This window comes from Pediococcus parvulus (assembly GCF_964063155.1).
Classification (GTDB): Bacteria; Bacillota; Bacilli; order Lactobacillales; family Lactobacillaceae; genus Pediococcus; species Pediococcus parvulus.
Genome location: NZ_OZ061292.1, coordinates 1051598 through 1064700 on the forward strand (window position 1 = coordinate 1051598; position 13103 = coordinate 1064700).

The window sequence follows — 13103 nt, forward strand, 5'->3', positions numbered from 1 at the left end:
AGAAGAAAGAATTCAAAAAAGCTTTCCTCTCCTTATTTAATTTGTAAACCCTATTAGCAAGGGTTGAAACCAGCGGACAGAACGCTGTACCCAATAGTTCATTCTGCTTTAATACTTGACGTTATTTGATGCTAATCGTAATTCAACGATGCGTGAGTTTTTAGTTTGTGTGCAAACACTTAATAAAGCCTGGCCAACATCTTCTGGTGTCAAAAAGCCAGATTTAGCAACACCTTCTTTGGTTCTACCAAAGCCAACCTCAAATTCGGTGGCACCAGCATGAGGACAGAAAACACAGGTTCTGATACCTTTATCTAATAATTCTTTGTCTAATGCTTGTCCTAGGCCTCGCAGGACAAACTTGCTACAAGTGTAGGCAGTTTCATCAGCATGACCCACAACTCCAGTTACAGATGAGACCATAATGATTTGACCATCATGTTGTTTTACCATTGTAGGGACGGTTTGTTTTGTGAAGGCAAAGGCGCTTCTTACGTTGGTATCCATGACTAAATCGTAATCCGCCATTGTGGTATCGGTGATTGAAAGCGTACGACCAATTCCAGCATTGTTTACCAGAATGTCAATTTTGCCAAATATGGTGTTTGTTTTTTCAACAACGGCTTGAATTTCATGCTGATTTGTCACATCCAATGTTAGTTTTTGAATCTGACCATGATTAAATTCATCTAAGTAGTGTAATTTTTCAATATTACGTGCAGTCGCGACTAAATTCACAGTACCTTTTTTTGCTAGTAAAGTTGCTAGAGCTTTACCAAACCCACTTGAAGTTCCGGTAATAAGCCAAGTTTTGTTAGTCATAAATAAAATCTCCTCTTTTTTATTTCTTGATTCTAGGTTAGAATACGACTTAAACAGAGGTTTAGGTCAAATGAAAGTGAGATAATATTTTGAGATATTCAATTGGAGAAGCTGCCGAAAAAATTGGTACTAATCCGTCAACATTACGGTTTTACGATAAAAAGGGGCTTTTACCGTTTGTGGATCGTGATGAAGCTGGAAGACGAAAATTTAAGGATAATGATTTCAATTTTTTGGAAGTTATACAGTGCTTGAAGAAGAGTGGGGTACCTGTTAAAGACATTGCTAAGTTTATTAATATGTGTTTGCAAGGTGATGGAACTTTAAAAAAACGTTATGATTATCTTGATAATGAGGAACAAGTTTTAGAAAAAAAGGTTCAAGAAATGCAAGCTCGATTGGATTTTTTGCGATTTAAAAAATGGTATTATAAAACGTCTGTGGAAGCCGGCACGGAAGCCATTCATTTTACACCCGGAACCAATTTTGTGGATCCAACGACTCACGATCAGTACAAAGAGAAATTGCGAGAAACTTCTGATATTCATGATCTGATTGATTTATAAAGTTAAAAAAAGACTGAAAAGTTGTAAAACTTTCACAGTCTTTTTTCCTATTATTGACGTTTTGTTTTTGCAAATGAAAAAACTGCAACACAGCCCAAACCAGTGTGACTGGCAATTGTAGGCCCAATATGTTCTAACAAAATCTGTGCATTTGGGACAAGCTTATAAATATGATTCCGAACAATTCTGGCAGCCTTATCATCAGCACTTGTTGCAATAAGAATTCTGGGGTCGTATTTGTTTTCAAGTTCCTTGACGGTATTTGCAGCAAGGGCTTCTAGAGACCGCCGTCGAGACCGAACCTTTTTAACTGGTCGTAAATGACCACGCGTGTCAACATCCATCACTGGTTTGATCTGTAAAAGTGATCCCACAGCTACTGAGGTTCGCGAAACTCGACCACCATGATATAGATAATTAAGATCATCCACGGTAAACCACTGACGGTAATGCAACCGGTTATTAATCAGCCAGTTAGCTAGCTCATCAATTTTCATGCCTGAATTTTGCCGATCAATCGCGTCAAGAAGCATCAAGCCTTCACCACAACATGCTGCCAGAGAATCAACTAGATAGATTTGTGCATTTGGATAGGCGTGCACTAACATTTTCTTTGCCTGTTGGGCGTTATTAAACGTACCACTTAGGCCTGACGAAAAGCCAAGGTACAAGATAGGTATATTGGCCTTTACATAAGGTTTAAAAAATTCAATAAATTGACCGATATTAATTTGAGTTGTTGATGGCATGATACCCTGACTAATTTTTTGATAAAAGTTAGTTAAATTGAAATGGTGTTCTAAATCATCCGTATATTCGGAGCTACCAATCGTGACGTGCATGGACACAAACTTTACATTATTATCAGCCAGAAGTTGATAAGGTAAATCGACGGCTGAATCTGTTAATAACTGATACATGATGTTCTCCCTTGCTTATAGTTACCGTCACATTGTACGCTCATTGTGTAGGTAAAGGCAATTGCAATCAATTGTAATGAAGTTGAAAGACTGTAAAAGTATATAGTTTAGAGTTACTAAAGGATACTGTAGACCAAGGAAACGACCAGCAAAATTGAGATGTCTTGCTGGTCGTTTTCCTAGGTCGTAAATGCTAAAAATTTGATTTAATTTTAGTAGAATTGGCAACCTGTTCTTCGTGTTGCCGATCTAAGTCCTGTAATTCTTTTTCTGACGCAACTACGTGATCATAGTAATGATCCAGTTTGTAGTGTAAATGGTCAATGGCCAATTGTAGATCATCGCGCTTTTTTTCCATGTCATTTAATTGTTCTTTCAACAATGCAGTTTGTTCCTTATTGGTATCATTCTTTGAATCAAACAATTCAATGAAACGCCGTAAATTTTCGATGGTCATCCCGGCTGCCCGCATCTTTTTAACGAAATTGATACGGCGAATAATTCGGGCATCAATTTCACGATTACCAGTGTCACTACGATCAATTGCAGGAATTAATAGTTCTTTTTCATAGTAGCGAATGGCAGCAGAAGAAACGCCAGTTTGTTTGCTAGCTTCTTTAATATTCATTTTTACACCTCGTCCTAAATTTTTATAACTTAATTGTAACTCACCGTTGCAATAAGCTGTGCAAAATTTGATTATAAACGTTATCAATGGGAAAAAATTCAATTATAATAGATGACTATTAGTCATTGTTTTTTAAACTAAACTATTGTATACTAATTTTTGAGGTGAGTGAAGTGGGAAAACGTGAAGATAATGCGATCGCGACACGGAAAAAGTTGATCAGTACGGCTAATCAGTTGATCGTGCAACATGGTTACGAGAATATTTCGGTTGATACGATCGTTAAGGCCAGTGGTATTGCAAAGGGCACCTTTTACAATTATTTTGACCGTAAGGAAGACCTGATTTTTGAACTGAGTAAGCAGCGTTTTGCCCCGATTACAGCTCGGACAACCGAGTTAACAAATGATGATCCACTGTCTAATATCCAGCGGTATCTAGTTGATTTTATGACCGTGATTGCAGATTCTAAAATCGGGTTGGCTCGCCAGTGGGTACGTTATATCAGCGCTTCATCTGCTAACAATGCAAAGTGGCAATTTGATGTCCAATCCTTTGAGCGCCTGTTGATGAAACTAATTGATCTTAACCAATTGAAAATCGCGACACCGGTTCATCAGTTAGCTCAATTATTGTTGACTCAATTATATGGCGTAATTTTAACCTGGTGTATTACGTCGGAAACACTTGATCCAGTTGCTACGGTTAAACGCTTTTGCGCGCTACAATTACCCAGTTTATTAGGACCGTATTTAGTTAAAAAGTGAAAATAACCGCCAGAAATTGGCGGTTAACTTAATGTCTAAATATGACCATTAGTCATTTTTTGTTAGAATTACTGATGAGTTTATTGAAAGGTCGTGCCTCATTTGCAATGTCACAAATATTAATGCTCATGTAGCACCATGGCGTAGTGCACAGACATTGATTATGTTTTTCGTAGCAGATAATACCGAAGCGTAAGCTCAATATTCACAAATAGGTATGGTTATGAGGTAGTGGGTAGTACAGCCATATACGCTAATTATACGGTACACGATATTGTTATACAGCCGCAACAAACGCAATTAAAAAATGGTTAGGAGTGGTTACAAATGACTAAGCAACAACAAGTATTAACTAAATTATCGATTTTATTGGTGTCGGTGATTACAGCTTCGGCACCGGCAATCAATGCGAATATTCCGGTATTAGCGAAAGCTTTTCCCAGCGTACCTTTAGCTCAAATTGAATTATTGACGACGATTCCATCATTATTTTTATTGATCGCAATTTTATTAAGTAACTGGGTCGCTCGTAAAATTGGTTTGAAACAGACGGTTTTAGTCGGGGTTGCTATTACAGTGATTGCTGGTTTGGCGCCAATTATGATCACCAGCTTTCCCTTATTGATGTTATCACGGGCGGCATTTGGTTTTGGGGTGGGGCTGTTCAATTCTTTATTGGTCAGTATCATCAGCTACTTTTTCCAAGGGTCAGAACGGTCACAAACTTTAGGCTTTCAAAGTACTTTTGAAGGGTTAGGTGGCGTTTTAGTCACCTTTATCGCGGGCCAATTAGTCCGTTTTAATTGGCATATGTCGTTTTGGGCCTATGTGATCACGGTACCAGCATTTGTAATGTTTGCACTGTTTGTGCCACGTATTCCTAAGGCGCAGCCACAACAAAAAACGGCGCAGCAGTCTTCTCATTTACCGAAAGCAATTTTTGGTTATCTCATTTTGACCTTTATTGTGATCACTTTTTACATGATCATGGGGATCAAGGTTCCAACGTTGATGGTCAGTGCAGGTTACGGTACTGCGACTTCAGCGAGCTACGTAATTTTAGCCTTAAGTCTTGGTGCCATGCTTGGTGGGCTACTATTTGGCCGTTTATTCACTTGGTTAAAGGATCGTATTTTGATTGTTGCCTTTACCGCATTAACGCTGGCAATGGTGGCCATTGCAGTTTCCAATGCGACTTGGTTAACAGTAATTGGTGGCTTTTTGACTGGAATCGGCGCACGCTTATTCTTCCCTTGGGTTCTAAACGCCGTCAATTTAGAAGGTAGCGGCAATACTTTAGCAACGTCACTGATCTTGATTGCCTACAACTTAGCTGGCTCTTTATCGCCTTATACCGCTTTGTTGTTACAAAATAGTTTGCACATTGCCAGTATCCAAAACTTGTTCTGGCTCAATACGCTGGTATTTGTCATTTTAGCGGTGGTCTTTGCCTTTATTAGTTGGCGACGGTCAGCCAATGTGGCTAAATAATTTTGCGGATGAATGTTTATTTAAAAAAAGATAATTAAAGGTTGCCTTACAGTAACTGCAAGGGTATAAGCTAGCTTTGAATTAAAAACAAATTAATTTTTGGAGGTCAAAATTATGGCAATTAGCAAAACGGCACAACAAAATCATGAACACTTATTTCCTGGCTTGGTTTCAACACTGAAACAAACCGATCCGGAATTTATTGAAGTTTTCGATAATTTCACTTTTGATGAAATTTTAAAGTATCAGGATCTAGATTTAAAATTACGCATGCAGGTGACCCTAGCCTCATTGATCGCTATGCAATGTGTCAATGAATATAAGGCCATGTTGAATGGAGCTTTAAATATTGGCGTAACACCGATTGAAGCTAAGGAAATTGTTTATCAGGCAGTACCTTATGCTGGTTTAGGTAAAGTCTTTGATTTCTTGCAAGCAACCAATGAAGTATTGACGGAACGCGGGATCAAATTGCCACTTGAAGGTCAAGCAACAACAGATCCAGATAATCGTTATGAAAAAGGTTTGGCAACGGTCAGAGGAATAGTTGGGGATACGGTTGATAATATGTTAAAAACCGCACCAGCCAGTCAAAAACATTTCGCTACATTTTTAGCTGATAACTGTTTTGGTGATTTTTATACCCGTAACGGTTTGGACGTAAAAACACGGGAATTATTGACCTTTGCCATGCTGATTTCCATGGGTGGCGCTGATCCTCAAGCTAAAGGTCATATTGCGGCTAATGCCAACGTAGGTAATAGCAAGGAAACGCTGCTTTCAGTCGTCACTGTGTTGTTACCATTGTGTTGTTACCATTTATTGGTTATCCACGTAGTTTGACGGCTTTGAGTCTGTTAAATGAAGTTTTACCGGAAAAGCAAGCTTAAACTGAAAAAATTAAGGTAAGTACGGTACAAGGTGTTACTACTGGTGGTGTTGTTAAACAAAAAATCCTGGCGACTAGTATTGTAGTAGTTACACCTGCTAAGATAATCAAGCAATTAAATAAGTTTTAACCAGAAAGGTCAGTTGACAATGAAAATCACATTTAATGAATCCGCATATCCATTAGAACCCGAGAAGAATCATACAGCTGCAGCAATTCAAAAAAAGTTTCCACAAACGTTAACGTTGCAGCGTCGGGGAGACATTGAGTACTATGCTAAACTAGCATTTCAGCCGGTAACTGTTGGCGTAACAACAACGGCACAAATTCATGCTGGTGGATTATATTATTATGAGGATTGGAATGTCCTCTCTTTTCAGTTGCAGGACGCTGATATTACGCCCTTTAAGATGATTTACTTAGGTGAATTAGAGTCAACTTTTGTCAGATTATTGCGGGACGCCCAGTCTGAATTGACTGTCAAATTGAGTAATGATTAATTTAATACTTGACTTAAAGTTACTGTAAGGTATTAGTATGAACTTAGAAAGTTGAGTAATTAATAAATGGAGGTGCGGCTGTGAGTCTTCTTATGATGTTGCTACCAGCTATTGCTTGGGGAATCTTGCCTCTAGCAGTTGCTAAGGTCAACGGGCGACCAGTGAATCAAATTTTTGGAACTGCGCTTGGTACGTTACTTATGAGTGTTATTGTCTACTTTATTTTGCGTCCACAAATCTCAGTCAGTAATTTTGTATTGGCAGCATTAGCCGGTGCGTTTTGGATTATCGGTCAGTTAGGCCAATACAACGCTTATCGGGCAATTGGAGTTTCTCAGACAATGCCAATTTCTACCGGATTACAGTTGATCGGCACATCATTGATTGGCGTGTTATTGTTTGGTGAATGGGGCGCAGTTAACGCTAAAATTCTTGGTGTTGTTGGAATTGTACTGTTAATTATCGGTATTTTCATGACGGCTATTCATGATCATGGTGTTCAAATTGACCAACAAAAAAGTCAAACTAGTACTTTGATTATGTTAATTTTGACAACGATTGGTTTTCTGGTATATAACTCAATTCCTAAAGCAATGGTGGCCTCTGGTTTAGCAATTTTCTTGCCAAAGTCGGTTGGTATGGTGTTGGCGGTGTTGATTTATATCGTTTTTACGCGACAACCGCAAGTGTTACGGGAAAAGGCTAGTTGGCAAAGCTTACTAGCTGGCATCATTTTTTCTTTTGCAGCGATCACTTATATTCTGTCTGTTCATGATAATGGTGTAAATACAGCTTTTGTTGTTTCACAATTGTCTGTTGTTATTTCGACCGTTGGCGGTATGGTGTTCTTACATGAAAGGAAGAGTCGGCGTGAACTGAGATTTACTGTTATTGGGTTAGTATTAATTGTCGTTGGTGCAATTATTACAACAGTTATTTAAGGGGGTACTTAAAATGTATACAGATTTAGAGAGAAAAGTCGCGGTTATTACTGGCGGATCTAAAGGCATTGGGAATGCGATTGCTACCCGTTTTGGTCAAGAAAAAATGGCTGTCGTCGTTAATTATAATAGCGATCCGGTTGGGGCACAAAAGGCTGCTGACCAGGTAATTGCAAATGGTGGTAAAGCTGTTATCGTGCAAGCAAATGTTTCTACTGAAGAAGGTAATCAAGCATTATTACAAGCTGCTCTAGATAACTTCGGCGACCTAGATGTCTGGGTCAACAACGCCGGTATGGAAATCAAATCAGCAACCCACGAACTTTCATTAGATGCTTGGAACAAAGTCGTTTCCATTGACCAAACTGGTGTCTTCTTGGGATCGAAGACAGCGTTAGCTTATTTCAAAGCTCACAATAAAAAAGGTAATATCATCAATATGTCATCGGTTCATGAACGAATTCCTTGGCCAACATTTGCTAGTTACGCAGCTGCAAAAGGTGGCGTAAAGTTATTCACGCAAACAATTGCTATGGAATACGCCAAGGATGGTATCCGCGTCAATGCCATTGGTCCTGGTGCCATCAACACGCCAATTAATGCTAAAAAATTCGCTGATAAAGCACAATATGATCAAACGGTTTCAATGGTGCCAATGAATCGCATTGGTACACCGGAAGAGGTTGCCGCCGGCGCAGCTTGGCTGGCCTCTGACGAATCAAGTTATGTGACAGGCATTACATTATTTATTGATGGTGGGATGACTTTATATCCAGCATTTAAGGATGGTCAAGGTTAAACACATATCTTAAATTAAAATAAGAATGAGTTTTGATCATATGAAATATGCTAAGAGACTTGTTGAACATTTTGGTATTAATTTGAAAGTTTAGTCTCTTGTTTATGAGTAACTTTTTAAAATTTTGACAGGTGTAAAAATTAATGTTATTAAAGAAGTATATTAAATTTGAAAGGAATTGAGCATCGAGCAATTCGGTACTTACGAATGTTCGATTGTTCAGAGTGTGATACTTATGAAATCTGCAATTTTTGAAAAGGCCGGTTTAGTGACAGTACAAAATGTTGACAAACCAAGTCTTCAGGCTGATGATGACGTGATCATCAAAGTCGTTCGAGCTTGTGTTTGTGGTTCTGATCTATGGGCTTATGCGCATGGTGACAACAAAGAAGCACATTCGATTAATGATGGTCATGAAGCCATTGGTATTGTTGAAGAAATTGGCTCGGCAATTACAACTGTGAAACCAGGTGACTTTGTGATTGCACCTTTCACCCATGGTTGTGGAGAATGTGATGCTTGTCTGGCTGGCTTTGATGGGACTTGTGATCGTCACCAAGGTGGGACGAACTGGTCTAATGGTTTTCAATCAGAATATATTCGCTTCCAGTATGGCAACTGGGCTTTGATCAAAATTCCTGGACAACCATCTGATTACACAGAAGGAATGATCAAATCGCTTACAACTTTAGCTGATGTGATGCCAACTGGTTATCATGCGGCGCGTTGTGCCAATGTCCAAAAGGGCGATAAAGTGGTCGTCATCGGTGACGGCGCCGTTGGTCAATGTGCGGTGATTGCGGCAAAATTGCGTGGTGCTTCACAAATTGTTTTGATGAGTCGTCACGAAGATCGTCAACAAATAGCACTCCAATCCGGAGCTACTGCTGTTGTTGCTGAGCGTGGCGAGGTAGGTATTGCCAAAGTTCGTGAGATTCTTGGTGGCGGTGCGGATGCTGCTCTTGAATGTGTTGGCACGCAAGCTGCTATTGAACAAGCACTCGGAGTGCTGCATAATGGTGGTCGAATTGGTTACGTGGGTGTTCCACATTATAATAACCATGCTTTAGGTTCAACATTTGCGCAAAATATCTTAGTTGCCGGTGGTTCGGCTTCAGTAACGACTTACGATAAACAATTTCTGCTTAAGGCCGTTCTTGATGGTAATATTAACCCTGGTCGAGTCTTCACTAAGACATACGGTTTGGATGATATTAACCAAGCCTATCAAGACATGCAAAATCGTAAAACAATTAAGGCAATGGTAGTTGTTTCTGATTAATTTTTGAACAAGCTGGGAAAAAGTTGCTTTTCTCCAGCTTGTTTGTTATAAAACGTAAAATGTTATTTCAATAATTAGGAATCTCTCTGATCTTGTTTTATTATGATGACAGCAATTAAGTTAAAGCTGACAATTTTGTTGGCTTTTTTGTTTTAATAAATGGAGGTCGATTAATGTGAATATTCGAACAGTTAGTGAAAAATTTGATTTACCCGCACCAACATTAAGGTACTATGAGGAAGTGGGACTAATTCCGCCCGTTCATCGAAATTCTAGTGGTTATCGGGATTATGATGCGATTGATTTAGAGTGGGTAAATTTTGCAAAATGCATGCGTGAAACAGACATTTCAATTGACGTATTAAAAGAGTATGCGCTTTTAGCTCAACAGGGTGAACAAACTGAGGAGCAACGCAAACAAATTTTGATTGAGCAACAGCACGTGTTAGAGCAAAAGATGCAGGCACTACAAAATACGCATGATTTTCTCGATACAAAAATTGCAACTTATGAGCAACATGCTAAACAAATGGAACGGATATCCGAAAAATTGAAATAAAACACTTGCCTTCAAGACGACTTGAAGGTTTATTCTTTTCTATGTTGGAATACAGAAAAGAGGATATAGAAATGAATAATTTAAAATTACAAGAAGCATTTTCCTTAAATAATCAGGTAACTTTAAAAAATCATATTGTGATGTCACCAATGACAACGTGGTCCAGTCATGATGATCAAACAGTTTCTGAAAAAGAAGTTGCCTATTATGGTGCTCGTGCCAAAAGTGTTGGCATGGTAATTACAGGGTCAAGTCACGTTCAAGAAAATGGTGTTGGTTTTGCAAACGAGTTGGCCGTGTATGCAGATCGGTTTATTCCTGGATTGACCAAGTTAGCCACAGCAATCAAGGCTGGTGGTGCTAAAGCTGTTTTGCAATTAAATCATTCTGGCAATAAAGCTCTACCAGAATTTATTTCAAATCAGGATGTGGTCAGTGCTAGTGCAGTTTTGGCATACAAAACTGCTTTTGCACCTGAGCAAACGCCACGAGCTTTGGAAGAATCAGAAATACTACAGGTTATCAGAGATTTTGGCTCTGCCACCAAACGTGCAATTGACGCTGGGTTTAACGGTGTTGAAATTCACGGTGCACATGGGTTTTTGATCCAAAATTTTTTGTCACCGCATTATAATCGCCGTGATGACAAGTGGGGCGGTAGTTTAAAAAATCGGTTACGTTTCGCAATGGCTGTAGTTGATGAAGTCAAAAAAGTTGCTGCGAAGTATGCGGACGATTCCTTCATCATTGGCTATCGAATTAGCCTCGAAGAACGAGAAAATGATGGGTTGAGTTTAAATGATACTGAACCCCTTATTGAAAATTTGGTTGCTAAACAAGTTAGTTATTTACATCTTTCATTAGGGGATGCATTAAGTGACCATGAGCATAATAGTACAAATACTGAACCGTTTATTCAACGAATTTCAAAACTAGTGAATCATCGGGTTCCTTTGATTGCAGCTGGTTCGTTTAATTCATTGGAAAGGATGGCAGTTGGACTGGCCGATGGTTTAGATTTAGTTGCGGTGGGTTCTGCTTTGGTTGCCAATCCTGATTTATTTGAGCAGAAAAACCTGTCTTTGAATTTATCAGCCAGTGAAATTGAGTCAATCAAATTACCTGAGTCAATGTTTAATAAGATTAAAGATTTAGGAGTATTTGGTTTTCAATTTACGAAGTAGGGATGATTGCTTTGCATATTTCGTATGTTTTCTGCTTAAATCGTAAAATAACCATTTTTGCCAATTTCTCGATTTTTTGGTATACTTATTCAGTAGTTCTGGAGAGTTGGCAGAGTGGTAATGCACCGGACTCGAAATCCGGCGAACCGGCTAATACCGGCGCGCAGGTTCAAATCCTGTACTCTCCTTATGAGTAAGATAAAGAAACGCTGAATTTAACCGCGTTTCTTTTTTAGTTACGAGATATAATAAAAAATTAAAACGCTTATTCAGAATTTTCACTGAATAAGCGTTTTGAGTTTGGACCTATAAAATTTATTTGCTTTCTGATTTATCATTGATTGTAAATGAAAGTAAGAATGCAATTACAGCGAGTGCCAATGGGAAAATAAGACCATAGTGTACACCGTTAGTAAATGCGTTTTGTGAATTTAAAGGCGCAGATGAAGCGTGTTGGCCAAGTCCTAATAAACTTGTCGCAACGGCTGTTGAGATAGCACCGATAATTTGTTGGAAAGTATTCATAATGGTACTGCCATCACCAGCAGTACGGGCGTCCAATGCATTTAATCCAAATGTTTGAGTTGGTGACATCGCAACAGGGGCACCAATCATAATGACAATGTGAGCAAGGATGACATACCAAACGGCAGAATTTGAATTTGCTAGTAACAACATCACAACACCAATAATGACGATGAAGAAACCAAGTAAGGCTAGCAAACGGGCACCGAAACGATCGTAAAGACGGCCAGAAACCGCAGAGAATATCGCATTTGCGACACCACCTGGCAGCATAACGATCCCAGTCAATGCGACTGCGATGGCTAATCCATTTTGCCAGAACATAGGAAGTAAGTACATTGAAGATAAAATAATCCCGAAATCTAGCATAACCAGGATGGCACCAATTCTAAAGTTTGGCCGTTGGAAAACGTGAAAATTTAAAATTGGGGCATCTGAATGTAATTGTCGGTAGATGTAAGCGGCAAGGACTAATAGTGACACAACTAATGTAATTAAAACAGTTGCTGATCCCCATCCATAATTACTTGCCATACTTACAGCAGTTACAAGTCCACCGAAACCAATTGTTGACAATAAAATTGAGAAGATATCAATTTTTGGCTTAGTTAAGTTGTTTACATTTGGTAAATATTTAATGGCAAAAAATGTTCCAATGAGTAAAAATGGAACAAACAACCAAAAGATCCACCGCCATGAAAGAACACCTAAAATGATTCCTGACAATGTAGGACCAATGGCTGGGGCAAACATAATAACTAAACCAATCAAACCCATTGCAGTTCCCAACTTATACGGTGGGAAGATCAAGGTGGCAACTGTAAACATTAATGGTAAGACCAAACCAGTAGCAATTCCTTGAATCATTCGGCCGATTAACAATATCGCAAAAGTGGGTGCGACAGCCGAAATGATGGAACCAACAATGAAATCAATTAACCCGAAAATGATTAACTGACGGGTTGAAAACCATTTGGTCAGTAAACTTGAAAGTGGGAGCACAATCCCAATGATCAACATGTAACCTGTGACCAACCATTGAATTGTCCCAACACTAACGTTTAACTTCGTCATCAGGCTTGGCAATGCAATGTTAAGGGATGTTTCACTTAACATGCCGACAAACCCTCCAATTAACATACCCATCATGGCAAGCATAGGATGTTTAACAGGTACAGTTGCTGACGGTGCAACTTGTTTATTTTCCGAACTTTCTGACATAACTAAAAA

General features: G+C 38.9%; 14 protein-coding genes and 1 tRNA gene. 11 read left to right on the forward strand and 4 right to left on the reverse strand.

Annotated elements, in window-relative coordinates; all coding sequences use genetic code 11:
• Nucleotides 1-108 precede the first annotated feature (108 nt).
• Nucleotides 109-822: an SDR family oxidoreductase gene (locus AB3217_RS05120; protein ID WP_367365766.1), complete on the reverse strand. Its 714-nt coding sequence runs from the start codon at nt 820-822 to the stop codon at nt 109-111.
• Nucleotides 823-911: 89 nt separating this feature from the next.
• Between AB3217_RS05120 and AB3217_RS05125 the strand changes: the two genes are divergently transcribed.
• Complete coding sequence (locus AB3217_RS05125) at nt 912-1388, forward strand: MerR family transcriptional regulator (RefSeq protein ID WP_057782608.1); 477 nt, start codon at nt 912-914, stop codon at nt 1386-1388.
• Between the two features lie 50 nt (nt 1389-1438).
• Here AB3217_RS05125 and AB3217_RS05130 read toward each other — a convergent pair whose 3' ends face one another.
• A complete protein-coding gene (locus AB3217_RS05130) occupies nt 1439-2308 on the reverse strand; it encodes a DegV family protein (RefSeq protein WP_367365767.1) in 870 nt (289 codons plus the stop codon).
• Nucleotides 2309-2501: 193 nt separating this feature from the next.
• Nucleotides 2502-2936: a MerR family transcriptional regulator gene (locus tag AB3217_RS05135; protein ID WP_367364935.1), complete on the reverse strand. Its 435-nt coding sequence runs from the start codon at nt 2934-2936 to the stop codon at nt 2502-2504.
• Between the two features lie 173 nt (nt 2937-3109).
• Between AB3217_RS05135 and AB3217_RS05140 the strand changes: the two genes are divergently transcribed.
• The 10 genes from AB3217_RS05140 (at nt 3110) to AB3217_RS05185 (ending at nt 11536) form a co-directional block, all read left to right on the forward strand.
• Complete coding sequence (locus AB3217_RS05140) at nt 3110-3703, forward strand: TetR/AcrR family transcriptional regulator (protein WP_367364934.1); 594 nt, start codon at nt 3110-3112, stop codon at nt 3701-3703.
• A 327-nt stretch (nt 3704-4030) separates the two neighbouring features.
• Complete coding sequence (locus tag AB3217_RS05145; protein ID WP_367364933.1) at nt 4031-5194, forward strand: MFS transporter; 1164 nt, start codon at nt 4031-4033, stop codon at nt 5192-5194.
• Nucleotides 5195-5308: 114 nt separating this feature from the next.
• Nucleotides 5309-6037: a carboxymuconolactone decarboxylase family protein gene (locus AB3217_RS05150; RefSeq protein WP_367365768.1), complete on the forward strand. Its 729-nt coding sequence runs from the start codon at nt 5309-5311 to the stop codon at nt 6035-6037.
• Between the two features lie 195 nt (nt 6038-6232).
• Entirely contained in the window at nt 6233-6583 is a 351-nt protein-coding gene (locus AB3217_RS05155) for a cyclophilin-like fold protein (protein WP_057782619.1), read from the forward strand.
• An 80-nt stretch (nt 6584-6663) separates the two neighbouring features.
• Nucleotides 6664-7524, forward strand: a complete 861-nt coding sequence (locus AB3217_RS05160; RefSeq protein WP_367365769.1) for a GRP family sugar transporter — start codon at nt 6664-6666, stop codon at nt 7522-7524.
• 13 nt (nt 7525-7537) lie between these two features.
• Complete coding sequence (locus AB3217_RS05165; protein ID WP_068807496.1) at nt 7538-8323, forward strand: glucose-1-dehydrogenase; 786 nt, start codon at nt 7538-7540, stop codon at nt 8321-8323.
• A 235-nt stretch (nt 8324-8558) separates the two neighbouring features.
• Complete coding sequence (locus tag AB3217_RS05170) at nt 8559-9605, forward strand: zinc-binding dehydrogenase (RefSeq protein ID WP_367365770.1); 1047 nt, start codon at nt 8559-8561, stop codon at nt 9603-9605.
• Between the two features lie 175 nt (nt 9606-9780).
• Nucleotides 9781-10164, forward strand: coding sequence for a MerR family transcriptional regulator (locus tag AB3217_RS05175; protein WP_057782627.1), 384 nt, complete (start codon nt 9781-9783; stop codon nt 10162-10164).
• A gap of 71 nt (nt 10165-10235) precedes the next feature.
• Nucleotides 10236-11348, forward strand: coding sequence for an NADH-dependent flavin oxidoreductase (locus AB3217_RS05180; RefSeq protein WP_260266889.1), 1113 nt, complete (start codon nt 10236-10238; stop codon nt 11346-11348).
• 100 nt (nt 11349-11448) lie between these two features.
• Nucleotides 11449-11536 (forward strand) — tRNA-Ser (locus AB3217_RS05185).
• A gap of 127 nt (nt 11537-11663) precedes the next feature.
• On the opposite strand, the gene AB3217_RS05190 is transcribed toward AB3217_RS05185, so the two are convergent.
• A complete protein-coding gene (locus AB3217_RS05190) occupies nt 11664-13094 on the reverse strand; it encodes a DHA2 family efflux MFS transporter permease subunit (RefSeq protein ID WP_057782631.1) in 1431 nt (476 codons plus the stop codon).
• Nucleotides 13095-13103: the final 9 nt, after the last annotated feature.

Bases quoted from the DNA above. Each gene is read 5' to 3' on its own strand.
- AB3217_RS05120 (WP_367365766.1), bottom strand. From the start codon at position 822: ATGACTAACAAAACTTGGCTTATTACCGGAACTTCAAGTGGGTTTGGT.
- AB3217_RS05130 (WP_367365767.1), bottom strand. From the start codon at position 2,308: ATGTATCAGTTATTAACAGATTCAGCCGTCGATTTACCTTATCAACTT.
- AB3217_RS05135 (WP_367364935.1), bottom strand. From the start codon at position 2,936: ATGAATATTAAAGAAGCTAGCAAACAAACTGGCGTTTCTTCTGCTGCC.
- AB3217_RS05145 (WP_367364933.1), top strand. From the start codon at position 4,031: ATGACTAAGCAACAACAAGTATTAACTAAATTATCGATTTTATTGGTG.
- AB3217_RS05150 (WP_367365768.1), top strand. From the start codon at position 5,309: ATGGCAATTAGCAAAACGGCACAACAAAATCATGAACACTTATTTCCT.
- AB3217_RS05155 (WP_057782619.1), top strand. From the start codon at position 6,233: ATGAAAATCACATTTAATGAATCCGCATATCCATTAGAACCCGAGAAG.
- AB3217_RS05165 (WP_068807496.1), top strand. From the start codon at position 7,538: ATGTATACAGATTTAGAGAGAAAAGTCGCGGTTATTACTGGCGGATCT.
- AB3217_RS05170 (WP_367365770.1), top strand. From the start codon at position 8,559: ATGAAATCTGCAATTTTTGAAAAGGCCGGTTTAGTGACAGTACAAAAT.
- AB3217_RS05180 (WP_260266889.1), top strand. From the start codon at position 10,236: ATGAATAATTTAAAATTACAAGAAGCATTTTCCTTAAATAATCAGGTA.
- AB3217_RS05190 (WP_057782631.1), bottom strand. From the start codon at position 13,094: ATGTCAGAAAGTTCGGAAAATAAACAAGTTGCACCGTCAGCAACTGTA.